The organism is Anaerorhabdus sp. (assembly GCF_036637135.1).
Lineage (GTDB): Bacteria > Bacillota_I > Bacilli_A > Erysipelotrichales > Erysipelotrichaceae > Anaerorhabdus.
The window spans coordinates 10273-32091 of sequence record NZ_JAVWNC010000019.1 but is presented as its reverse complement, the minus strand read 5'-3'; the positions used below and the strand labels follow the sequence as shown (position 1 = coordinate 32091).

Here is a 21819-nt window from a genome sequence, read left to right as displayed (position 1 = left end):
GTTATAGTCTGTACTTATCTGCGAAAGCGTCTGTTTCAATTGTTACATATAACGCTTTGCAATATGCTTTAATACCTTGCTTGCCTAAGAAGTCATATTGGTATGGACGAATAACTAAGTCAGCACTAATAATGTCTGCGTATTGTAACGCTTGCATTTCAGCTTCTCCAATTTGAGTGATATGTTCTCCAGCAATCAAAACTACTTTAGGTGGGAAATTATCAAAGGTTATCTTAATTGGTAGATAAGGTTGTCTTTCATCGATCTCACCTTCATCCAATACTTTTTCTTTCGGCCGTTTAACATTCCATCCAATTGCTTCTAGTTCTCTTGCTTGTTCTTCCTCTAAAAATACTGCAAAGTTTCTATCCCCTGCTTCATTGTAAGGACCTTCTGCACCAATAAAGTTCTTGTAACCTAGTCGTGCGTTCTCGATGTTAATATTTCCAATAATTCTTTTAGCCATAATAATTTCCTCCTCTGATTTTAAAACCCACAAAAATAGAAAGTACTATAAATGTGAATAATTGTTGCCATGTACTATTACATGATTATTCTAAATTTCACAGTTCTCTCTATAATAGGGTATGTTTTTTGTGCGAATTTCTAAAATGGTAATAATTGTTTCTCTACCTCTGCTGGTGGCTCTGCAAGCATCTTGAAAGCACTACCGACTGCGTCGATATCTTCAACAGCCTGGTTAACTAAACCATCGTAATATGACATGTCGATATCTTCCTTACCTGAATACTGACTATAGAGTTTCCATTTGAATCCTTTAGTTCCAGTAACCGCATCACGCTTCTCACCTTCGCCTCGAGTCATAACTCCACCAGTCTTACTTGCATATACATTAGCAAATTTACCGATGTGTTCATCGTCAATATAAATAGGTGACTTAGCTTGTTTAGTTATTGCATAATCTTCTTCGACAATTGGTTGGTGTGTAAACAAACGTTTCAATACAACTGGCATTGCAAACTGAGCTCCTGTTGCATCCCACTTACCGATCTTCTTCTCTTTCTCTGCCCAACCATACTGAGCAATATACACAGCTTTATTAACTAATGCCATCTTAGAGTACGTTGCTTCATGCTCGAACGTGTAACCATACTGAGAGCCGAAGTTATGAATATATTCAATCAGTTCCTCAGTCGCTCCTGGTATCTTAATCGAATCCGTCTTAACATGAGCCACATCAAATCCTTGCTCTTGAATATTACGACGTAATGTCATCATGAATAATGCTCCACGTTTAGCAACAATATTATCAACGTTATCTTTGTGTTTAAATTTGTTATCGAATGAAGCTGATGTTAAACCATACACAATATTGATAATTATCTTAAGTGCATATGACAATGCTTCCGCTGATTCTTTATCAGTTAGATATGGTGCTAATATTCCATCAAACATTTTAGCTGCTTCTTCAAAGTTCTCGTGTTTAATATAAATACGAGTTTGTAATAGATCTCGGTAACGTTGAGTATATGGTCCAAAGTAATTCATTTCACATAATGATGTTGGGTGCATTGAAGCTACATCCATTAATACTACGTTCTCATAAACACCTGGTTCAGAATATACGTAACCTCCTTCAGAAGGATCCTCACCAAAGTAATCTGACTTAGGTCCGTCTGTACGATATGGATTGAATGTGTATCCTGGGAATGTTTTAGATAGATCAGTATATACAAATTTATCTTGAGGTCTAGGATCATCACCAAATAAGAATTTCTCTGCATGCATCTTGGTAGTTGAGTTAATACTCAAACCTGATAACTCTGCTAAGATCTTACGTGCAACATAATCTGGATACGTAGCTTTAAATACAGTCTCGGTTGCATCTACATCGTTACCACAATATTCAGCTGCACGAGGCCATTCAGATTCTGGTAGGGGTTTATCAAAGTCATACTCTAATTCATCATGAGTGATTCCTAATTCAACTTCCCATTTCTTCAAGCTTTGTTTCTTAGAACTATACTCATAGATATCGGCATATGAAATATCATTAGCAGTTCTAATTTGTCCTGCCCATCTTGGTGTGTCCTTAGATATGATCTGTTTAGAACGAAGATAAATCTCCATGTTGTTCTCACCATTCCATGCTCCACAAAGAATATGATTATCATACCCACGATTATTGAATCCAACAATATTACGTTTCATCAACTCTCCTACTTGAGCTGGTGATGGATTATACCAAGTGGTTTTCTTACCACCATATGGTTTCCATACAATCATAAATAAATTAGGGAATACTTCCACATCGAAGAATGTAATATCTTCATCAGGTACTACAGTGGATCTAGCATTAGAACCTTGAATTACTGGTTGATCTACAACTTCGTCAATGTTAGTATACTTAATTCTGCTTGCTACCTTCAAACAATATGGTGCTTGGTTAGTTGAGGTTGCTGCAAATGCAATAATATCTTGACGCATATCTGTTAGATCATACTTGACACCGTCTTTGTCAGCTTGTTCAAATGTGTCAACAATAAAATCAATAGATGGTTTAGTTGCATCATGATATACTTTTTGGAAACACTTCTTGATAACGGTTCTCATCTTCTTCTCATTCCACGATATGATCTCTACTTGTTCATTCAAATCATTAACCTCTTTCTTTTGGGGTAACCCAGAAGATAAAGTACGAATAGGTAGATCATTACACTTTGTCAACATACGTCTCAATGAAGACTTACCTTTAAATACTTTTATCTCAATGTCATCATCATAATTGTTAGCCAGCTTATGCACGTCACCACTATAGAAATAATGAAGATGTAATCCTCCGCCACTTTTGGATAATTCCATATACGTAGGAGGGAAGTTTTCACTTGCTCTTAAGTTTGCTTGAAGATCTTTCTCGCCCTTCTCGTTCTTGATATCAAAGTCAATTATGATGTGACCTTCTGGCGGTTGCACATAGTGAACTTTACTGGTATCAATATCTTTTAATGTTGTCTTACATTTGTCCCATGATAATGAAGGAACTCCATATTCATTTGCTTCTTGTGCTAACTGATCTGCATACATGTCATCCAATAAAGAATGTTGTTCTCTTAAGTTAGATATTACTTCAGGTTCAACTAATTGTATATGCTCATTCTCTGGGAATATTAACTCGCGTTTCAAATCACTATAATGATTCTTATGACGAACTCCATCCACAGTTATATCAGCACTGAAGTTTCTGTAATATCGTTTAAGCTCTTCTTTGATACGACGCTTATGTCCTGCAATATCAAAGTCCATATCTTCTAAATAAATCTTATAAAGATCTGCTGCTTGTTTTAAGTCTACTGACTCACCTAACGTTTCGACATGTTGTCTTACGAATGAATAAACAATATCAGTGGCTTCCATCATATCTACTGCAATGAAGTCATCATAATATGAAGTTCCCATGTCAGTAAATCTTTGCATAGCCTTATCTGCAATTTGAGGTAACTCGAATGCTATCTGATCCATCAGCTTGTTATATTTTGAACGTGAGACCTTATCTTCTGTTGGCTCTACAACTACTGCTCTTCGTGTGATCCCTGAATCAACATTACGAACTTTGAATCTTTGGTTCGAAGCGGTGATTAGTAATCCCATAAATGTAGCATCATATGGTTCTTTATATTTCATGTTAATATATAAAGGTTCATGCGCTGTAAGTTTCAATAGGTTTGTATCTTTTTGTATCTTACTAATATCAGTATCCTCATCAATCAACAAAGGTACCTCTTTAACTTGAGCTGTCGCAAAATCATTTGCTCCTGTTAAGATTGCTAAATCGATTGACTCATGGTAACCTGCAAACATTTGCTTAAAGATATGAATCACTGTACCTTTACCAGACCCTTTACCACCATATAAGAACATGAACTTCTGAATCTTAGAAGCCTTATTACATAATAGAACTCCCATGAACCATAAGATCTTATCTAATTCTTCAGGTGCATACAATACACTCATCAATTCATCGAATGCCGGTGTTGGACCTGGCTCTGGATTGTATGACAATTTATTAGTTGAGTAATCTTCTCGCTTAGCCACATCATCTGCAAATAAGACTTTAGTATTGAATGTTGGGTTGCTAGATCCAAACTGTTTCAAATATCCTAAGAAGTCCTGCATCATACGTGTACTATTAATATTTAACATCTTAGCACCAATACGTAAATGTGGATCTTTCTTTTCCATTTCTTCTTTCTTAGCCATTGTTTGTCCATCGATTGCATATATTAATTCATCTAAAGACGTTGACCAGGTTGTTCCATTCCAGAATGCATAAAATACTTTACCCTTAGTTACTAGATCTTTTACACCTCGATATGAATAATCAGGATAAACTTTTAGGTCGTATTCACGATTCGGACTTTTGTATTCTTTTACACTACTTATTGTGAAATCCATCAAGTTCCCCTTTCTCCCCCTTTTTTCTGGGATTACATTGTATATACATAGTTAACTCTTTTTGTATCAACAATCCATTTTAGGGGTGTTTTTGGGGAGATTGCTTAGAAACCCAGTGATACCAAGGGTTACAGCCTCCCCCTTTTTTTTCTCAAAACCGGGAGAAATGGGGAGATTACTCATAATCCATGTCATCTGCGTACGAAAGGAACACATTATACTGTGCTCGGAACGATTTAATATTAACATTTGGGTTATTTGCTGCCTCTAAATACTCTTGTTCCCCAATTGCAAACATCCCATTTTTACCATTTATCTTAATTCTATGGTTCACTAAATCATTTACAACCGTGTCCATAGCTCCTACACCCATGCCAGTCCATAGACCAAGCTGAGATAAATATCCTTGCAAGTGGATTTCAATTCCACCATTTATATCAAAGTCTGTCTGAAATGCCCAGAATTCTAACAAGTCTCCGATGGTTGTGTTGTAAATATGATCACTATCTCCGAAGAACTCTTCTTTTCTATCCTGAATATTACCAATTAAATTATGATCATCTTCGTTAGTCGGCACAAATGGTACTTCAAATAAGCGAACCATTGTTGATCTGAACTCGCTAGTACTGTCAAACTCTGCCAATCTCATATTAATATACTGCTGTAAAGCTTCTTGGCTATTAGGCTCATACCTCAATTGTTCCACATCCTCGTCAATTTCTTCATCAAACACCTCTTCATCTAATTCTATGTCGAACTCTTCTTCAATAGGTGGCCATTCATCGTCATAGTAAGCTAACTCTTCTTCCGTAGGCCATTCACAGCCATCTTCGTCCATAACTTCAGCGTACTCTTTAGCTAATTCTTTAAGTGATTGTGTCTGCACCTCTACTACTTTACCAAGTTCCTCCATAGACTCAGTCATTTTCTCAACACGTAGAGTTTCAATATCTATTGCAATCTCTTTACCAGTTGTTAGGTCTTCATGCATCTCTTTGTACGTTTTCCAAAGTTTATACGAGAAAAAAGCGATAGCCGTTGCACTTGATGCAATAGCTATGCCAGTTATAATAGTTTTTTTATTCATCTCTCTGGTTCCTCCTTATTTAGTTACAATAAATCTTTGTATGTGCTCCCAAGCAATTGAATCACTAAGCTTACCATCTTTAAATTCTTTTAGAGTTTGTATAATATATGATTGATCTACTAGATTATGCGCACCCCAAGTGGTTTTACCAAGCCCTACAAGATACATATTAGTCTCTTTATTAAAATCAGTCCTTATGAGTTCATCAGGAACAAATTTAACGTGTTCGTGATAGCCACCTCTAGGTTTATCATCTTTTTTCAAACTACAATATAATTCACCATCAGCGTAGAAATCCACCGTATCAGGCTTGTCGTGCTGTTTAAGCCACATTACAGTCATGATAGCATAATTAGCCAAATCGAGTAAAGTGTCCTCTAAAGACTCCTCAACCTGCATAGAAGCAGGACGCCCAGCTAAATTGCTGAAACGCCCCATCTTATCTTCCATACGAACTATCGCTGCAGTTAAACCATGATTGTCTAGACTCTTATTAAATGCGTCACCATAGTCAGCATTCTTTTCAATATAAGTCTTATTCAAATCTTGAGTGATTTTTAAATGCAATTCTTCTTGATTCATATTAATCCTCCACTAAGTTGTAAATATCTTTAGGAGCTTCAGACCATTGAATATAGATTTGTGGAACGTCTTCTCCAGTTTGTGGATCACGTACATAAGTTGTTTGAGGGAATAGATCAAAGTTTTGTGCAGTAGACCATCCAACAACCCCACCCATACGAACTCTAGGCATACGTAAAGCATCTAATACATCGTTAAGTTTAATAACACCTTTACGGAACAATGTTAAGTCTAAGCGATCTTTTTGTTCACGGATAAATGCCAAGTTATAAGCATGATCATCACTAGCATATTCAGAAGATTGGTCAAACCAAAGACCGTGCATAGAATCCATAGCATGTTTATTAGTATCAACTACTTTTTCTTCTTTACCTTTTGCATTAACTACTGTACGTTCTTCCTCAACAGTTGGAGTATAGAACTCACGTGCAGCCTCTTCACCATGTTCTTTCTTATATTTAGCACGGTAGAATGTTTGCTCTGCTGTAGATACTGCCAATGCACTAGCAAGACTTACAATACGGTTGTTCTGAATATAGTAACTAAGACTAATACAAGCAATCGAAGCAATACCTGTAACCACTGGTAAGGCAACAGCTGCTCCAACTTCTTTGACAATATCCATACGTGTCATTTCTGGTACTACAATAAATCTTTGTTGAGTTGCTAATAGATCTTGACGAGCTTCATCCGTAGTTACAGTACGTAAACCAATTTCTACCTGTTTCAATACTTCTGTCGCTTCTTGAGATTCCTCAACACGATCCATAATAGTTTCTACCTTCTTAGCTGCTTTAAAGCTTAACCAAGCCGTTGCACCTAATCCTAATACCCCACCGACTGTAAAGATAATTGGTGAATGTTTTGCTGTTGTTCTCGCTACTGTGTGAAATGCTTTTGAAATTTTCATTATTAATAATCCCCATTCATAATTTGATTTTGTAATTCTAATAGTGCATCTTTCTTACCATTTAGATAATTCATATTCTTGACATCTTCATCAGTAGAATTACCGTCCATGTCCTTACTTACAAACTCATTCAATGCAATATCAAATTCTTTAGTTACTTCTTTAAACTGCTTAATAAAAGCTTTCTTAATACCAGCCAGTTCTTTAACAGTTTCTGACTCATCATACTGCTTAATACGAGCTTCACGTCTGTTGTTCTCTGCCCAATTTGCAAAGACCTTCTCAGCTTTCGTCAGTTTCTTGTTCAAGTTTCTCACGCGCCTTTCTAATATCTCTAAAGTTACGGTAAATATTATACCCAATAGCTACCAGTGTATTAAACCAAATACCTGCGAGCATACCCCACCAGAATGAACTGTCCATCATCTTTTCCTCGCCTTCTCTATTAATAATGCAATACACATTCCTGCTAGAACAGGTAAAATAACGTTCTGCAAAATATACATATTAAATACCTCCCAAAAATGCTAGTTTCCAAAGAATAACCAGAATACAATAACTAACCAATACTTTCCATACCAATGTGTATAACACTGCTAAGAATTTTAATAAATCTCCCATCATGTATCATCTCCTTTACTAGAAGCAATAATCATCATAAGAATTGCCAAGGTTGTAAATATCATCATAACCCATAAGAACACCACTAAGACTTCAAACATTACTTCCCAGCCTCCTCAATCTTACACCAAATATACCCAACTAACAATAATGGTAATACTAAATAAGCGATCATAAACATTTATTTTCCTCCTAATAACATATTGAAAACTCTCTCTCGAACCTTGTTCTTTCCATATACATAATGTCCATACGGTTGTTTAACAAGAAGACATCACCTTTAACAATAGCAACATCTCCTTCTTCTGAAGCATAAATATGACTGCAGTAGTCATCCGAGATATATCCATCCCTGATGAAGTCAACGAACCATTCAGGATAATCCATGTGTATGCCTGTATAAATAACATACTTAATACGATCATCTTTAGCTGTACACCACATTTAATCCCTCCTAAAATGGTAGATCGTCCTCGCTAATATCAATTCAAATAGTTACAGGATCTGGTAAGTTAATAACGAAACCTCTTCCTCCACGTACCGGACCAACTGTTGCAGCATTCAAGTTAAACCATCCAACTGTGTTATCTGTGTATACTGGTTCTTCACCAATAAGATCTAGATAATCTGCTAAAGTTACTGAACCATATTGTGTAATAGTATCAATCAATGCTGTCAACACTTGTTCAGCTTCACGACGATCTTGAATGATAAATAACGTGTTTCTACGAGCTGGAATATTTACTGGTGCTTGTTGTTGCTGAGCTGGTCTATTATACTGTGTTTGTTGTGGACGATAGTTTTGATTGTAATTAGTTCTTTGAGATTGATAAGGGTTCTGTGAATATCCAGAATGCGGAGCACTCCCACGATTCTCCCCTTTAAATACTGCCATATTAATCCCACTTGTAATACTATCTACAACAATATTCTTAATTGCCGGCATAACGATCTCTTTACCAAGATAGTTACTAATCGCTGGAATACCATCAGGTCCTAATATGCCTAATACCAAACGTTCCATTAAGTTACGTTTCTTCTTTTGAACAGGAGCCTTAACAATTGATTTCTTACGTGGCTTCTCCTCAACAACCTCTTCTCCGCCTTTATGGGTTACTTCTTCTACCTGTTTTACTTCATTGTACTCTGTCATTTTTATTAACTCCCTCAGATTATATTTCTAATACTTCGATATCTAATAAATATTGTGAATCTTCTATAACGACGGCCATTTCAATAAATTTAAGATAATGTCCTTCTACATACATGAAGCCCTCATTTCCCGCAACCTCACCTGAAATATCAGCTATAATAGGATCATGTAAATTACCAACTACTATGCGAACCTTTGTCACATGAAATCCATTAAAATCAAGACTGTAGTTATACATATCTAACTTAGCCATCCGTTTCGGTCTTATCATTTTTCCTCACCTTCTCTCCATGTAATGCTGCTGCTTGTGACCTAAGATCTGAAAGAATATGATCCATAGGTGTTGATAATCTTTTACTTCTTTTTTGTTCATCGAAATCCATACCAAGTGCTCTCATTTCCTCAGAAGTGTATAGCATATCAATCGGTTCAACTATAAGTTTTTCTACTTTGGTTAATGGCTCTTGTTTTGCATACCACTCTGCATGAAAGTTTTTGACTGGAATATCATCCCAAGGATCCTTGTCATCTAATATACCTTTCTTTGGTTCCCATTTCCGCATGCTTGCTATTATATCATAAGATTCGTGGAATTGTACTTCAGATAGAACAAAGAACTCACCCTGGTTTAAACCATAAACAATAAAATCTCCATCTACTAAAGCTGTTCGACCTTCAGGAGTTTCCACGTAAGCCGTATTAACGAATCCCGCATTTCGGGTCTGGCTCCATTTAGCTCCAACAAAAGTATGACACAGATTCCAACTCTTTGGCAAATCGTGTCTGAACTGTACCGCGTCTTCATAAACTGGTTTCTTAGTTACTTTTAAATACTTTGTCATTTCTATTCCTCCTCATATTGGCAAAAAGAAAAAGCTAGGGATTACTCCCCAACTTCCTCGATCACTTCTTCAACGACTTCAATAATTTTGTTATCCTTTAGAACTTTACCTGCATAGATAACTGCTACTGCTGCGACTGTTCCGATGGCTGTCCATTTCAATATTTTCTTCACCTTTTTGGTTTTGTTTAATATTCTTTCTGCCTCGATTTCCTCTTGCATTGCTGTTATGTCTTCTACAAATTTAATTTCTTCTGTCATAATAAATCTCTCCATTCATATTTTAGTTTGTGTTCATTATAGGGTGTGTTTTTCTTGCGAATCTGTACAGTACATTTCAACATCACTGTAAATTTCACCGAGTTCATAATAAAAGTTAGCAATATCAGTTCTACTCATTCCTAGGAATCCCTCATCAATCAATAACTTTTTTAGCATAAATCCTCCTGGCTGTATTTTTGTAGGATTATGGGTTTGAATATGATTTAATGTATCACCAATATTTTTAGCGACAATAATTCTGTCATGTAACTCTTTTGGGTAATACTCTTTTTGCTTATGAGTAGTAACAAGCATCAGTAGCTTTTCATCAGACTTCATACGATCAATACACTCTTGAGTTTTACCTGATCCTCTTGGTCTGTTGTGAATTTTTAATCCCATTTTATTCCCCATCCTTTTCAATATTATAGTTGATAACCCAGGTTCCAGCAATTTTATAAGCATCCCGAATTTTAACTTTACCAGATTGACCGATCTTAACTCCATTGTCTACCTCAGACTGAAAGACAAGATCATTGCTTGTATAAAACAAATTTCCCATGATAGGACTGTCAAGAACATCTACAACCTCTACTTCGACTGTCTTGCCCTCAACGGATTCACCATTTTCTAAAGCGATCTTAAGCTTCTCTTCAGTAAAATCGGGATGACTATTCCATCCTTCTATGAAACCATTTGTGAATATCAGTACTGGATATAATAAAAGTAATACAATAATTGTGGTTAAATAATACTTTGGTTTTTGCATATTATTAATTAGTTCTCTCATCTTCTTCTACCTCCGTTTGCTTGAAATTAGGGTTTGTATCACGCACTTCTAATACATCCATTGCTACAATTTGTAACTGCATAGTTAGCTTAGATTGTGATATTTTACCTTCCTCCATCTGTACAAGTGGATACCATTTAAATATACCAAGCTTCTTTTGCTCTGGTGAAGGTTTGTCTTTGAACGGTGTAGGTTTAACTAACATGGTATTATCCTTAACATTGATACCTATCCACCAGAAACTCTTAGTTCCGATTGGCTTAAATTTCATCTTGTGTCCAACATCAGCCTCTAAAGCTTCCCATTTTTTAACCTCTGTTACAAATACTTGCAATAATCTATTACTTACTGTCAATACTTCTTCGTACTTACCTACTGGAAATGTCATTGTTATTATTCCTCCTTAGTTTATGTGAAAAAAAAGAAGAGGAAATTAATCCTCTTAACGTTTTGTTGCCAAGCCAAATGCTTTGCTAGTTATAATATCTGCTTTCTCATAATTTAATATGATTAACACTGTTGCTATGCTGATCCCACCATTAATCAATACATTAATATCTAATTTGTTTCTCCATCCGTTAGTCTTAGTTACTCCTTGCATTTCTACAAGTTGTCCCTTAAGCTTCAAGATACGATCCATCTCTTCAATAATGTTTGCTTTGTTGTTCACGCTGCCTTTAGTTAATCCTTCTGTTAATGAGTCAAATATCACATCTAATTTTGCGATTTGCTCTTCAATTTTATTCGTCTTTTTCATTTTAATCATCCTCTCTTCTCTCTACTATAGGGTGTGTTTTTTATGCGAACATACCTCTAATGACTCGATCGGCCTCCTTCTTAATCCATGCATTCATTAAATGATACTGATCATCTTGTGTAAGTGTGTAAAATGCATTTGCTACATCATGTGTACATTTTCCTTTAGTTAAATTACCGATGAATTTAAAAGGTGACACTCCCTGTGCAATCATATCATAACCAAACTGCAGTACTAAATTATAAGCTTGAATATTTTTCTTATAGTAATCCGCTTGTCTCATATCTATTCCTCCTTAGTTTATGTGAAAAAAAGAAGAGGAAATTAATCCTCAACTATTGCCTTATACGATGCATATACTATTGCCAATGCTCCTGTACTCATGATACCAAGCTTTGCCAATTTAATTGCTTCTGATAATTTAATAATATCCATTCCAATTTCCTCCTTATTTTAGTAAGTCTGTTAATGATAATTCTTTAATACCTTTGGGTCCAGTTGTAGCTAGTGCCACGATTGCTGTAATTCCTGCTCCAAGCAAGACTGCTTTTGTGCCTTCAACTATTACTGCTTTCCCAAGATCTTTAATGACTGTATTCATTAATATCACTTCCTCTCTACTATAGGGTGTGTAAAACATGCGATTAGAATTTAATATCCACAATATTATTGTTCTCATCAAGCTTTACTTCCTGGTATTCAAGTACTGTACTGAATGAATGTGTGTACCACATAGTTTCTTGTTTTACAGTGTCGCTAGAACGACTACACATTATTTGCTTACCAAGATTGACCATTTTACCATCAATTAAAACCTCTTCATCGCCAAATGTAATTCCGTAGATCTTCCAAATATTTCCTTCGTTGTCTATGATTTCCATGTTACCTAAATAATGCATATCTATTCCTCCTTAGTTTATGTGAAAAAAAAAAGAAGAGGAATTTAATCCTCTTGCTCATCTGTTACTCCAGCTTCTTCTGCTAAGTTCAATGCTACCGATGCCAGTCCGTGTGCTACGCATACACATGCTCCTGCTCTAACACCTGCGTTTATACCGTCCATTACGTCTCCCGACTTAACTCCTTTATAAACCCCAACTGCTGTTGCTACGACCAATGTGTCCTTTGCGAACATACCTTCTGTTACTCCGATAGAATATATCACTGCTTGTTTTGCTGCTTTAACTAATAAGTTTTTCATAATAAATCTCTCCCTTTAATTTTAGTTTGTGTTCATTATAGGGTGTGTAAAACTTGCGAATTTGAGAAAAAAAAAGAAGGCTAAATGCCCTCTCTCTTATTGAGTTGATTTAATCAATTGCTTCCTTCAATACACGTAAGTTATCAACTGCTGCTTTTGCGTCATATTTTGCTGATAACGATACCAATCTCCCAGCGTCTGCAGTAAGGTTCAATGCTCTTGCATGATTAACCTTAATACTTCCTCTGAGTGCGAATGCTGCCGAAACCATCAAAACACCTCCTGCTAAAATTGCTGCTGATGTTGCGTACGATTGTACATTTTCTGATAAGTTCATAATAAATCTCTCCTCTCTACTATAGGGTGTGTAAAACTTGCGAATTTGCAAAAAGTAATACCCCATGTTTTACCACAGGGCATACTTTTATTAAGGTTTTGCTAGATATGTGATATATGAAGCGAAGTTTGTACTTGGATTAACTCCACCACCGTACCAGTTCATAACGCCATTAGCATCAATACTAACTGATACAACTCTATGCACCCCACCAACACTACCTACAGTAGCTTGAAATAATTCTGGTGGACGAATATCTGGAGGAAGTGTAGCGAATGCAGTAATATCCCCAGATAAAGAAGGCATAGATCTCGCCTTAAATAACATAGTAATCACACGTCCATTCTGTACAACTTCTGGAATTGTTAGAGATGGGTTTCTAGTTGGAATCGCTGTGGAAGATGGTAGCATATCTACTAAAGTTACTGCAGAGGCTGTTGATGAGTACTGCGCTAATGCAAATGTATACAATTTCCCATTTCCATGAAGATCCTGTTGTACAAGTGACGATACTGTTTCAATACGTACTTGGTTATTTGTTGGTACATAGTTTGTTGATCCTGGAGTACCTACGAAAGAGTTAACTTGTGTTAAATCAATAGTAATTACAATATAACCAGAGCTATTAGCTGGGATAGCGATACGTTCCTGAGCAGTAACTCGAATCAAACGTCCTTCCACAACAGCTGCACCAGTATCCACGTAAGCATTTAAACCTGATGTTGTCATGGCAAATTTGGTACCATACTGAATAACTCTATTTTTATTACCTGCTAATCCATCGTATAGTAGTGCATCATCTGCAGGTGTAACTCGCATTAGGTCAAAAGTAGTTCCTTCAATTGTCATATTATTTCTCTCCTATTCTAATAGTTCGCTTAGTCTGCTACGAATATGACCAAATCTTAAAGCCATATACTCGCTACCAGCATTAATTGTAAATCCAGTCAGTACGGAATTGTAAGTTGTGCCATCATGTACTAATGTTACTAATGTTCCAGTCTTAAGATCACTAGGTTTTAATAAAGGATTGTTAATATTTGCTGACACACTTATCTCATGTGAGTAGAAACTACCTTTTAATACTGAATCAGCAACTTCTGAGTATGTTAACCTATTGGGATCATCGTCAGTAAGATCATACAAAGATATAACAGATCTAGTTGGTTTAACAATCAAAGAATTATTCTCATCACTAGTTACTGTATTATCAGAGCATAACCACCATTTGGATAATACTCTTGGTAACTCTGAGTTGGTCATTGCTTTATCAACAATTAATAAACCATTTGCATTAGCTTTACCAATCTCTGTAGTTGATACATCCCAGTCTCTGAAACCTTGAATATTATTCTTAAGCTGTATCGATGTTTTGACAGCAGTTATAGAGGTCTTAATACGACCATCTACAAAACCATCATATGACCACACAACATTGTATTTCTTAAAACCATTAATCAGATATTTCATAAGATTAGTTGCAGTTGGCGTCTCTGCTGGTTGATATACGTGAGGTGTATTTGATTTAACTTCAATATCAATAATACTAATATCTTTGTTCTTATCAAGTAACATATAAGTTGTTAATAGTTTTTTAGCATGATCTTCAAATGATGACCCAGATACTTTTGTAGCCGGAAATTCAAAGTTCGCTAATGTCATGATATCATTGCATATAAGTCTTTTAAACTCGTTTGCAGTGTTTGATTCATAACTGTCAATAACTCCAAAATATGCCAGTCCACCGCCATGTTGATACTTGGCCATTACAAAGTCACCAATTTTATAATCTAAGACTTCTGTTAAAGTAAAACTTGTTTTTTCAGTTGTAATATAGTCACTACTAATTTCCCATTCCTGAACTTCAGTAGCTTGACTAATTACACCGTTTCTTTTAATAACCCAAAGATTCATTACACAACCACACTTTCCTTGCGGTAAATAAAGTCTATTTCCTTACAATTATAGAAGACTAACTGACTAGCGCCCTGAGGTATTGTTACAAAGTTTGTTAGATCTAATCTTTGTTGTTGATAAACATTTGATTCTTTACCATCATACGTAACCATTACAGCCTTTTGTTCTGAAGGTAGACTAGATACTACTAATTTTGCGTCTGCAGGAATCTCAAGATTAAAACCATCTGATTGTACAATTGTACTACCATCAAATACATACCAATATGGATTCTTTGCAGGTCCATATATAGTTATTTCAATAGGAGAACCTTTAGATGATCCTAGATATCTTGAATCATTATCAATCAAATATACACCATCATCACCATTGGATTTACCCTCATATACATAGTCATAAACGTAAGCATATTTATTGTAAAGGAAAGAATAATCTCTTCCATCTCCATAAATATAGTCATAATAGTGAGTATGGTTATATGCAACAAATGGCACAAATGTTGGATCACCCTCACTAGGACCAGTATACTCATACATGTCATTAAAATCCAATTTAGTATTCGTTTTAACTGGAGTAAATCTTCCTGTGGTAGCTCCTTGTAACATAGTCTTAGGATTCATAGACCATGTGCTTACAGTAGAGGCTCCAAAATATGTTGATGGTTCAGCTTCAATACAGAAACGAACGTATACAGAATTTTCTGGTATCTTTTGTAATCTAGGTGTATTATCTGTAGCTGCAGTACCAGCATTATGTGGAGATATCGCTTGTACTAAGAAGTTCATATTGCTATCATAATAATTAATTCTTACCGTATAGGCTGAATTAGGAGTACTACGATTACCCATTGTATATAATGTTGATCCCAATTTCAACAATGGACTACTTCGGTAAAGAGGGCTATCAGTTTCAACACCTGTATTAGATATTAATGTTTGAGTATACTCAAAAGATGAAACCATGTTCATACCGTCCCAAGTCTGAGTATCATCCCATTTCCATATATCTCCAACTTTATAACCAAGTGTAGGCGGTAAAGTAAATATCTGATTATCTGTAGGAGTCCAATCCATTAGATCTAAATCCTCATTTGCCCGTACAGCCATAAGACCTCCATTCGGAGCTTTTAAGATTGTAGCTGGATTTAGTTGAAAAATATCATTCTCAATCTGCAACCCCATGTCATTCATTGATAACCAATCTCCCTCTTTTTCAATACCTTCATATCTAAGTCCAACCAAGATATTAATAGCATCTGCAGGGATGTAAGCTGATACTTTTGTAATTTCCTCACCAGGAACAACTGCAGTATAAGCTGTTTGTACAGCAGCATTATTTGGTACCCACCAATACAAATATACACAGGGTTTAGCTATAGCATTATTACCCCTTAATTTCTTAATAAAAGCAGTTACTGTACGATCACGAACTTTCTGCATAAAAGATTCTGGTTGTTGAGCTGTTGCACCAAAATATCCAGCAAAGTAATATATACCTCCAGTTGCCTGTTTGGTTATTTTTACCTGCCCATCAGCAAAGTATTCATTCTTTTGATTACCGCCTGTTTGTTGTTTACCGTTTAATATTAAAGGGGATGACAAGTTCCCATTCCTAGTAATCCAGTTCATACCATCCCAAACTTGACTCTGGTCCCAGTTCCAACGATCTCCTGAATTATACTTATCTGGAGGTTGACTAAAAATGACAGCAGGAACACCCTTTTCTTCAAGCTTGTATATTTTACCATCTCCATCTTGCTCAGGAGTAGGTGTATATTGCTCTACAATCTCTACATACCACGGTGACGTTAAATCTAGTGTGATAGTTTCAATCATAACATTAAGATCTTTAATCTCAGTTTTAGTTAATTCATTTAACTTACATTTACGACTCCATTTTCCAACTGAAGTTTCATATTCAAGTGTATATGGAGGATAGTTTAAAAGATTAATCAAATCGTCGTACCGTTCGTATGATTGTCCGGTAATAGCTCCAAATATGATGTCAATATTAAACTGCCCCATAGCAACCTTTGATGAGTCCATTAGGTAACTGGAATTAGCCTCATTATATGAATTATCAAAGCTAACCCCAAGTCCCGATGGATCAATTGAAAAGAAGTCCAAATTATTAAGCAAGTCGATCATATCGCCCTTACTATTAAATATTCGGAATTCTCTTGTCATGATTGTATTCTCCTAACTATAATTTGTTCTACTTGTTTAGCTAAGGTTGTAGGATCCTGATTATACCCGTTTATAGTGATATTTACATCACCAGAACCATATCCTTGATTGTTAAGGGATAAGTTTCCAGGTACATTAAGATTACCTCCAAGATTTCCGTTCATATTTGACATATCCATTACAGGAGTAATACGAGGAGCCATATCTAATGTCCCTTCAACAGCACTCTGGAATTGACTTGCCATATTTGATACAGCCTTAACCGCACCACGAGCCATGCTAGTAGCTTTGTCAGCAACAGCAGAACCTTCATCTTCAATACCAAGTGCGAAACCTTCACCAAAATATCCACCCGATTTACGCATTACACGTGAAGGAGAGAATATCTTCAAGAATCCTTCTAAAGCACTTTTAGCCAAGCTACCAAGACTTGTACTTGCCTTATTAACACGATCCTGCTTACTTTCAATACCTCCAGCAAATCCTTCACCGAAGTTCTTACCAGTAGCGTCCATATTAACTGAAGCAGCTCCGTCTTTACCCTTGTTAGCGATATTTGTACCAGCATCTTTAGTTGGTCCAGCAGCCTTGCCTAAACCACTAGAGAATGCAGTACCAGCACTATTACCAGTTCCACTTAAATCTACACCACCTGCACCATCTTTAGCAGCTATACCTAAGCTATTACCAGTGTTATGAATATTACCAGACTGATTTCCTAATCCAGTATTAAACAAGCCACCGGCCTTAGTTCCTTCTGGTGTCATATTCGTCTTAGCAGCACCATCTTTAGCAGCGATACCTAAGTTCTCACCAGCAGTACCAGCTAATGCTTTATTGGCATCAATAGCTCCAGTAAACTCTTTAGACTTAGTGTCACCGACATCTTTAATTCCGAATGCGTCCCTTAATGCTGAAGTTGCTCCTTCACCCATTGTTTTAGTTGCTTCTTTAACACCAGGAATCCATCCAAATAAGACCCCAATAACTTCTACAAGCGCTGTAATGATAGTCTCTAATATAGCCTCAGTGATATTTAATACTGCGTCTACAATCTCTTGTTTATGCTCTCTTAAACCATTAGCCATACCATTAACTAATTTAACAACCGCTTCTACACCTTTATCAACCAGACGAGGGATATTCTCAGTGAAAGCGTCTATTAAGGCTATAATGACATCAGTCCCAACCTGAGCTAACTTAGGAATATACTCTACCATAATTGTTAATAACTGGAATAATAGCTCTAGACCAGCTCGTGCAAGTACAGGGGCCATGATTACAATAGCTTTTGCCATTTCTGTAACAAAGACTACGATAGCCTTGACCATCAATGGAATAAGCTCAATAAGACCTTTCAAGATACCTCCTAGAGCCTTCATAATAGTCTCTACGTTGGAGGCTGTCATATTTGCTAACACTGTAAGAGCTGTAGCAAATGCAGATAACCCAATACCTACACCTAATGCGGCTAATCCTAATGCACCAATAGCGGCTGCTAGTGATAACAGTGCAAGTGAACCTGGAATACCAATTAAGTTTGCAGCAATGGCTATAACACCTAAAGCAACAGCAAGAGCACCTAGACCCTTAGCTAACTGTTTAAGACTCATATTTCCTAATGCTTGCAATGGTGGTACAAGAAGATTAATGGCTACAGCGACTGCCGTAATAGCAATAGCCCCACCAATTCCTCCGCTTGCAAATCTCATTGCTAATACAACCTCACCTAATACAATAGCTAGAGCACCTAACCCCTTAATAAGCTGTTTAACACTCATTGCGGCTAATTGTTGTAAAGGTTTGATTAATAACTGTATAGCACCTGCAATTATCGTCATTGACAATGCAGCGCCTATAGTCTTAGCACCAGAGGTAAGTTTAACAAACAATCCAATTTCAGCTAATATAATCCCAATAACTCCGAGACCTTTAACTAACTGTTTAACAGGTATTGCAGATATACGTTCGATAGCTACTACCATAATAATGATAGATCCAGCGACAGCAGCAACTGCTATTCCAGAGGCAGGGCTTAATCTAGACCCGTCAACTATCTTCAAGAATACTGCTAACTCTAATAGAATAACACCAAGTGCACCAACAGCTTTTGCTAACGAAGTGGATTTGATCTCACTAAGTTTCTTGACTGCGCTTGCTAATATAACTACAGATACTGATAGGGCTAATAATTGTAATGAGGATACAGCAATGCTTCCTGAGTTTTTGCCCATGATCTTCAATGCTGTTACTAATATAGTTACTGTTCCAGCTAAGCCTAGTAAACCTCGACTTAGATCATCAGCATCCATACTAGCCATTACTTTCATAGCTCCAGCCATAATTAGTATCGCCGTGGCCAATGCAGGTAATACAACTGAGGCAGTTAGAGCGGCTTTAATACCAACTCCAGCAGCACCAATACTTACCAGTGACTTACTCAATAACACTAATACAACCGTGATTGCCATTAATGCTTTAGAAATATCTACTGCAGGAATACCAGCTAGTAGTTTGATTGATACAGCTAAGATACCAACTGCGGTTGCAATTTTAACAAGTGTTCCTACTTTAACCGAAAGAGTCAAAGCACTTAATGAATCTCCTAGTTTTCCAAAGATACCAAAGGCTTCTTCAAATCCACCAACAGAGTCAATAATCTTATCAATGAATCCTTCAAATGATCCAGCTATCCCTTTAATCTTCTTAGCAGCCAAGAATAAAGCTACCATTAAACCTCCGTTGAGAAGATCTTGTGTATTAAAGCTTCCTGCTAGATCTTTGATTGCTCCACCAATAGCTTTAACAAATGGTTCTAAGGCATTTGCAATCATTTTGACGCCTCTGCCAACCGCATCCATGATTGACCCAACACTTGAAGTAAACTTCTTGATCTTCTCGAAGATGTCATCTACAGTCTTACCAAAGTCCTTAAATCCCTTACTTGTGTCTTTTGTTGACTTAAGTGACTTGTCAAACTCTTGAATCAACTTCGAGACGCGTACTAATAGATCTAATACACTTCCACCTACACCAGCTGGTATTAAAGATTTGAATGCTTCTCCAACCAGCTTGATAATTGACCAACCAATACTTAGAATTGAGAACAATCCTTTGAATACTTCTTTAACTTTGTTTGCAGTTTCTTCATTTAACACCAGCTTGTTAGAGAATATCTCAATGTTCTTGATTAGTTTCATTAACATCTCAGCAGTAACCGGAGGGAATACCTCATAAAACGCTTTCTTTACTAACCCAACCATTTGCATTAACGCTTTGAACGCATTTGATATTGAATTAATTATAGATACACGAGCACCTAGATTAACTAAATCTTGAAGAATCTTATTACGAGCATTTGCTGAGGCTTCAATAGGACCAGAGATTGCATTGTTTGCATTAGTCCACATAACGCCAGCTTCTTCAAAGTTACCAAATACTATTTCCCATGTTTGAGCCCATCCAGATCCAATAGCCTCACCAGCAGTATCCACAAGTTGTGTGAACGTTCTAACTTTAGTCGCTGCTTCTAACATTGATTGATCTTCTGAGAACTCTTTTAATGTTGCTAGTAATACATCTGTTGATAACCATCCTTCTTGTAATGACTCCCTGAAGTTCTCGGCACCTGAATTAGCAATACCCATATTGTCAGCGGTCTTAAGAAGTGCATTCTGGAATAACTTACCACCCATACCTGCATTTACTACTGAGTTCCAATCCTGAAGTTTTACAGAACCGGTTGATAGAGCTTGTGATAATTGATACATTGCAGTAGAGGCTTGTTCACTATTTGATCCTGAAGCAGCTGCTAAATTGGCAATACCTTTAATAGATGTTGCTGAATCTTGTAAGTTAACCCCTGCTGCTGTAAATGTACCAATGTTTCTAGTCATCTCACCAAAGTTATAAATGGTTTTATCAGCATAGGTATTCAAATCATCTAATGTCCCAGTAACATCTTGTAACGAGCTATTGCCCTGAGTATTTGACATGATTGTTTGGATTGACTTCATTTTTAATTCATACTCACTGAAACCATCCATGATTGGCTTAACCGTAAACGATTTGGCCATTGTTAGTCCTGCATCAACAGCTCTGTTTGTGATATTCTGTAGTGCTGTAATAGCCACAATACCTAGAGCAGAGAATTTAGAACTTACATTAGTTACACCATCTACAAGCTTGTCCATCTTGGTTTGTTTAGCGGCATCGTTAATATTATTCATATCTTTGGCAGATTTGCTTAAGTCAACATCTTTGACTTTGGACATACTACCTACTAACTTACCGAAGATTCCAACCGTCTGGGTAACCTTAGATTTAAAGTCAGAATTTTCCAATCGCATACGGACAATCCTATCATCTATGGGTCTACTCATTTAAACACCTCCTTGGCAATCTTATCACCCGCAGTATCAAATATGTTTCTTAATGCTGGGTTGATATAATCTCTTGGAGGCACATATCCACCATTCTTAGTACCGTGACCTAGTTGTATTAACTTAGCTACGTTTACTTGAGACTCTGGATGTGCTGTGTTATAGAAGTCCACTGATGAACCTCTACGATCGGAGGTAATCCTATATTTCCAACCAGAAGCCGTTTGTCCAGTCTTTCCTCTAGGTGTACCAGCCTTTAAAGCTCTTACCCCAGATTCACCGATCTGTTTAAGTGACATTACAGGTGCCGTTTTAGCAGCCTTGTTAAGCCAATTGATTGTATCTTTGAAATCCCCTTCGGCAGTGATATCTACACGCATA

The 21819-nt window shown here is 36.5% G+C and carries 26 protein-coding genes; all 26 read right to left on the bottom strand.

Annotated elements, in window-relative coordinates:
- Nucleotide 1: 1 nt before the first annotated feature.
- The gene (locus RR643_RS05255) at nt 2-466 is read right to left on the bottom strand and encodes a hypothetical protein (protein WP_332482570.1); all 465 of its coding nucleotides are present in this window, start codon (nt 464-466) and stop codon (nt 2-4) included.
- Between the two features lie 140 nt (nt 467-606).
- Nucleotides 607-4413: a DUF5906 domain-containing protein gene (locus RR643_RS05250; RefSeq protein ID WP_332482569.1), complete on the bottom strand. Its 3807-nt coding sequence runs from the start codon at nt 4411-4413 to the stop codon at nt 607-609.
- 175 nt (nt 4414-4588) lie between these two features.
- Complete coding sequence (locus RR643_RS05245) at nt 4589-5500, bottom strand: hypothetical protein (protein WP_332482568.1); 912 nt, start codon at nt 5498-5500, stop codon at nt 4589-4591.
- A gap of 15 nt (nt 5501-5515) precedes the next feature.
- On the bottom strand, nt 5516-6082 hold the full coding sequence (locus RR643_RS05240) for a nucleotide modification associated domain-containing protein (protein ID WP_332482567.1): 567 nt from the start codon (nt 6080-6082) through the stop codon (nt 5516-5518).
- 1 nt (nt 6083) lies between these two features.
- Nucleotides 6084-6992, bottom strand: a complete 909-nt coding sequence (locus RR643_RS05235) for a DUF6353 family protein (protein WP_332482566.1) — start codon at nt 6990-6992, stop codon at nt 6084-6086.
- A 2-nt stretch (nt 6993-6994) separates the two neighbouring features.
- Nucleotides 6995-7300: a hypothetical protein gene (locus RR643_RS05230; protein ID WP_332482565.1), complete on the bottom strand. Its 306-nt coding sequence runs from the start codon at nt 7298-7300 to the stop codon at nt 6995-6997.
- Entirely contained in the window at nt 7275-7415 is a 141-nt protein-coding gene (locus RR643_RS05225) for a hypothetical protein (RefSeq protein ID WP_332482564.1), read from the bottom strand. Before RR643_RS05225 ends, RR643_RS05230 begins: the two co-directional genes overlap by 26 nt.
- Nucleotides 7416-7805: 390 nt before the next feature.
- A complete protein-coding gene (locus RR643_RS05220) occupies nt 7806-8057 on the bottom strand; it encodes a hypothetical protein (protein ID WP_332482563.1) in 252 nt (83 codons plus the stop codon).
- A gap of 43 nt (nt 8058-8100) precedes the next feature.
- Nucleotides 8101-8766: a hypothetical protein gene (locus tag RR643_RS05215; protein ID WP_332482562.1), complete on the bottom strand. Its 666-nt coding sequence runs from the start codon at nt 8764-8766 to the stop codon at nt 8101-8103.
- Nucleotides 8767-8785: 19 nt separating this feature from the next.
- Entirely contained in the window at nt 8786-9037 is a 252-nt protein-coding gene (locus RR643_RS05210; protein ID WP_332482561.1) for a hypothetical protein, read from the bottom strand.
- Complete coding sequence (locus RR643_RS05205; protein WP_332482560.1) at nt 9012-9608, bottom strand: hypothetical protein; 597 nt, start codon at nt 9606-9608, stop codon at nt 9012-9014. The genes RR643_RS05210 and RR643_RS05205 overlap by 26 nt, the downstream gene beginning before the upstream one ends.
- Before the next feature lie 41 nt (nt 9609-9649).
- Entirely contained in the window at nt 9650-9868 is a 219-nt protein-coding gene (locus RR643_RS05200; RefSeq protein WP_332482559.1) for a hypothetical protein, read from the bottom strand.
- 36 nt (nt 9869-9904) lie between these two features.
- Complete coding sequence (locus RR643_RS05195; RefSeq protein WP_332482558.1) at nt 9905-10270, bottom strand: hypothetical protein; 366 nt, start codon at nt 10268-10270, stop codon at nt 9905-9907.
- A gap of 1 nt (nt 10271) precedes the next feature.
- Nucleotides 10272-10658, bottom strand: a complete 387-nt coding sequence (locus RR643_RS05190; RefSeq protein ID WP_332482557.1) for a hypothetical protein — start codon at nt 10656-10658, stop codon at nt 10272-10274.
- Nucleotides 10642-11046 carry a hypothetical protein gene (locus RR643_RS05185; protein ID WP_332482556.1) on the bottom strand — a complete coding sequence of 135 codons (405 nt, stop codon included), beginning with the start codon at nt 11044-11046 and terminating at the stop codon, nt 10642-10644. The genes RR643_RS05190 and RR643_RS05185 overlap by 17 nt, the downstream gene beginning before the upstream one ends.
- A gap of 54 nt (nt 11047-11100) precedes the next feature.
- Entirely contained in the window at nt 11101-11415 is a 315-nt protein-coding gene (locus RR643_RS05180) for a hypothetical protein (protein ID WP_332482555.1), read from the bottom strand.
- A gap of 40 nt (nt 11416-11455) precedes the next feature.
- On the bottom strand, nt 11456-11698 hold the full coding sequence (locus RR643_RS05175) for a hypothetical protein (protein WP_332482554.1): 243 nt from the start codon (nt 11696-11698) through the stop codon (nt 11456-11458).
- 165 nt (nt 11699-11863) lie between these two features.
- Complete coding sequence (locus RR643_RS05170; protein WP_332482553.1) at nt 11864-12016, bottom strand: hypothetical protein; 153 nt, start codon at nt 12014-12016, stop codon at nt 11864-11866.
- Between the two features lie 43 nt (nt 12017-12059).
- Nucleotides 12060-12314, bottom strand: a complete 255-nt coding sequence (locus RR643_RS05165) for a hypothetical protein (protein WP_332482552.1) — start codon at nt 12312-12314, stop codon at nt 12060-12062.
- Between the two features lie 44 nt (nt 12315-12358).
- Nucleotides 12359-12616, bottom strand: a complete 258-nt coding sequence (locus tag RR643_RS05160; RefSeq protein ID WP_332482551.1) for a hypothetical protein — start codon at nt 12614-12616, stop codon at nt 12359-12361.
- 109 nt (nt 12617-12725) lie between these two features.
- Nucleotides 12726-12953, bottom strand: a complete 228-nt coding sequence (locus RR643_RS05155) for a hypothetical protein (RefSeq protein ID WP_332482550.1) — start codon at nt 12951-12953, stop codon at nt 12726-12728.
- Nucleotides 12954-13043: 90 nt separating this feature from the next.
- Nucleotides 13044-13802 (bottom strand): hypothetical protein, encoded by a 759-nt coding sequence (locus RR643_RS05150; protein ID WP_332482549.1) that lies wholly within the window; start codon nt 13800-13802, stop codon nt 13044-13046.
- 12 nt (nt 13803-13814) lie between these two features.
- Entirely contained in the window at nt 13815-14867 is a 1053-nt protein-coding gene (locus RR643_RS05145; protein ID WP_332482548.1) for a hypothetical protein, read from the bottom strand.
- Nucleotides 14867-17056 (bottom strand): phage distal tail protein domain-containing protein, encoded by a 2190-nt coding sequence (locus tag RR643_RS05140; protein WP_332482547.1) that lies wholly within the window; start codon nt 17054-17056, stop codon nt 14867-14869. The genes RR643_RS05145 and RR643_RS05140 overlap by 1 nt, the downstream gene beginning before the upstream one ends.
- Nucleotides 17053-21438 carry a tape measure protein gene (locus RR643_RS05135; protein WP_332482546.1) on the bottom strand — a complete coding sequence of 1462 codons (4386 nt, stop codon included), beginning with the start codon at nt 21436-21438 and terminating at the stop codon, nt 17053-17055. The genes RR643_RS05140 and RR643_RS05135 overlap by 4 nt, the downstream gene beginning before the upstream one ends.
- Nucleotides 21435-21818, bottom strand: coding sequence for an HK97 gp10 family phage protein (locus RR643_RS05130; protein WP_332482545.1), 384 nt, complete (start codon nt 21816-21818; stop codon nt 21435-21437). The genes RR643_RS05135 and RR643_RS05130 overlap by 4 nt, the downstream gene beginning before the upstream one ends.
- Nucleotide 21819: the final 1 nt, after the last annotated feature.

Bases quoted from the DNA above. Each gene is read 5' to 3' on its own strand.
- RR643_RS05150 (WP_332482549.1), bottom strand. From the start codon at position 13,802: ATGACAATTGAAGGAACTACTTTTGACCTAATGCGAGTTACACCTGCA.
- RR643_RS05225 (WP_332482564.1), bottom strand. From the start codon at position 7,415: ATGGACAGTTCATTCTGGTGGGGTATGCTCGCAGGTATTTGGTTTAAT.
- RR643_RS05235 (WP_332482566.1), bottom strand. From the start codon at position 6,992: ATGAAAATTTCAAAAGCATTTCACACAGTAGCGAGAACAACAGCAAAA.
- RR643_RS05195 (WP_332482558.1), bottom strand. From the start codon at position 10,270: ATGGGATTAAAAATTCACAACAGACCAAGAGGATCAGGTAAAACTCAA.
- RR643_RS05220 (WP_332482563.1), bottom strand. From the start codon at position 8,057: ATGTGGTGTACAGCTAAAGATGATCGTATTAAGTATGTTATTTATACA.
- RR643_RS05185 (WP_332482556.1), bottom strand. From the start codon at position 11,046: ATGACATTTCCAGTAGGTAAGTACGAAGAAGTATTGACAGTAAGTAAT.
- RR643_RS05160 (WP_332482551.1), bottom strand. From the start codon at position 12,616: ATGAAAAACTTATTAGTTAAAGCAGCAAAACAAGCAGTGATATATTCT.
- RR643_RS05240 (WP_332482567.1), bottom strand. From the start codon at position 6,082: ATGAATCAAGAAGAATTGCATTTAAAAATCACTCAAGATTTGAATAAG.
- RR643_RS05205 (WP_332482560.1), bottom strand. From the start codon at position 9,608: ATGACAAAGTATTTAAAAGTAACTAAGAAACCAGTTTATGAAGACGCG.
- RR643_RS05135 (WP_332482546.1), bottom strand. From the start codon at position 21,438: ATGAGTAGACCCATAGATGATAGGATTGTCCGTATGCGATTGGAAAAT.
- RR643_RS05165 (WP_332482552.1), bottom strand. From the start codon at position 12,314: ATGCATTATTTAGGTAACATGGAAATCATAGACAACGAAGGAAATATT.
- RR643_RS05130 (WP_332482545.1), bottom strand. From the start codon at position 21,818: ATGCGTGTAGATATCACTGCCGAAGGGGATTTCAAAGATACAATCAAT.
- RR643_RS05140 (WP_332482547.1), bottom strand. From the start codon at position 17,056: ATGACAAGAGAATTCCGAATATTTAATAGTAAGGGCGATATGATCGAC.
- RR643_RS05255 (WP_332482570.1), bottom strand. From the start codon at position 466: ATGGCTAAAAGAATTATTGGAAATATTAACATCGAGAACGCACGACTA.
- RR643_RS05145 (WP_332482548.1), bottom strand. From the start codon at position 14,867: ATGAATCTTTGGGTTATTAAAAGAAACGGTGTAATTAGTCAAGCTACT.
- RR643_RS05170 (WP_332482553.1), bottom strand. From the start codon at position 12,016: ATGAATACAGTCATTAAAGATCTTGGGAAAGCAGTAATAGTTGAAGGC.
- RR643_RS05175 (WP_332482554.1), bottom strand. From the start codon at position 11,698: ATGAGACAAGCGGATTACTATAAGAAAAATATTCAAGCTTATAATTTA.
- RR643_RS05190 (WP_332482557.1), bottom strand. From the start codon at position 10,658: ATGAGAGAACTAATTAATAATATGCAAAAACCAAAGTATTATTTAACC.
- RR643_RS05215 (WP_332482562.1), bottom strand. From the start codon at position 8,766: ATGACAGAGTACAATGAAGTAAAACAGGTAGAAGAAGTAACCCATAAA.
- RR643_RS05180 (WP_332482555.1), bottom strand. From the start codon at position 11,415: ATGAAAAAGACGAATAAAATTGAAGAGCAAATCGCAAAATTAGATGTG.
- RR643_RS05210 (WP_332482561.1), bottom strand. From the start codon at position 9,037: ATGATAAGACCGAAACGGATGGCTAAGTTAGATATGTATAACTACAGT.
- RR643_RS05250 (WP_332482569.1), bottom strand. From the start codon at position 4,413: ATGGATTTCACAATAAGTAGTGTAAAAGAATACAAAAGTCCGAATCGT.
- RR643_RS05155 (WP_332482550.1), bottom strand. From the start codon at position 12,953: ATGAACTTATCAGAAAATGTACAATCGTACGCAACATCAGCAGCAATT.
- RR643_RS05245 (WP_332482568.1), bottom strand. From the start codon at position 5,500: ATGAATAAAAAAACTATTATAACTGGCATAGCTATTGCATCAAGTGCA.
- RR643_RS05200 (WP_332482559.1), bottom strand. From the start codon at position 9,868: ATGACAGAAGAAATTAAATTTGTAGAAGACATAACAGCAATGCAAGAG.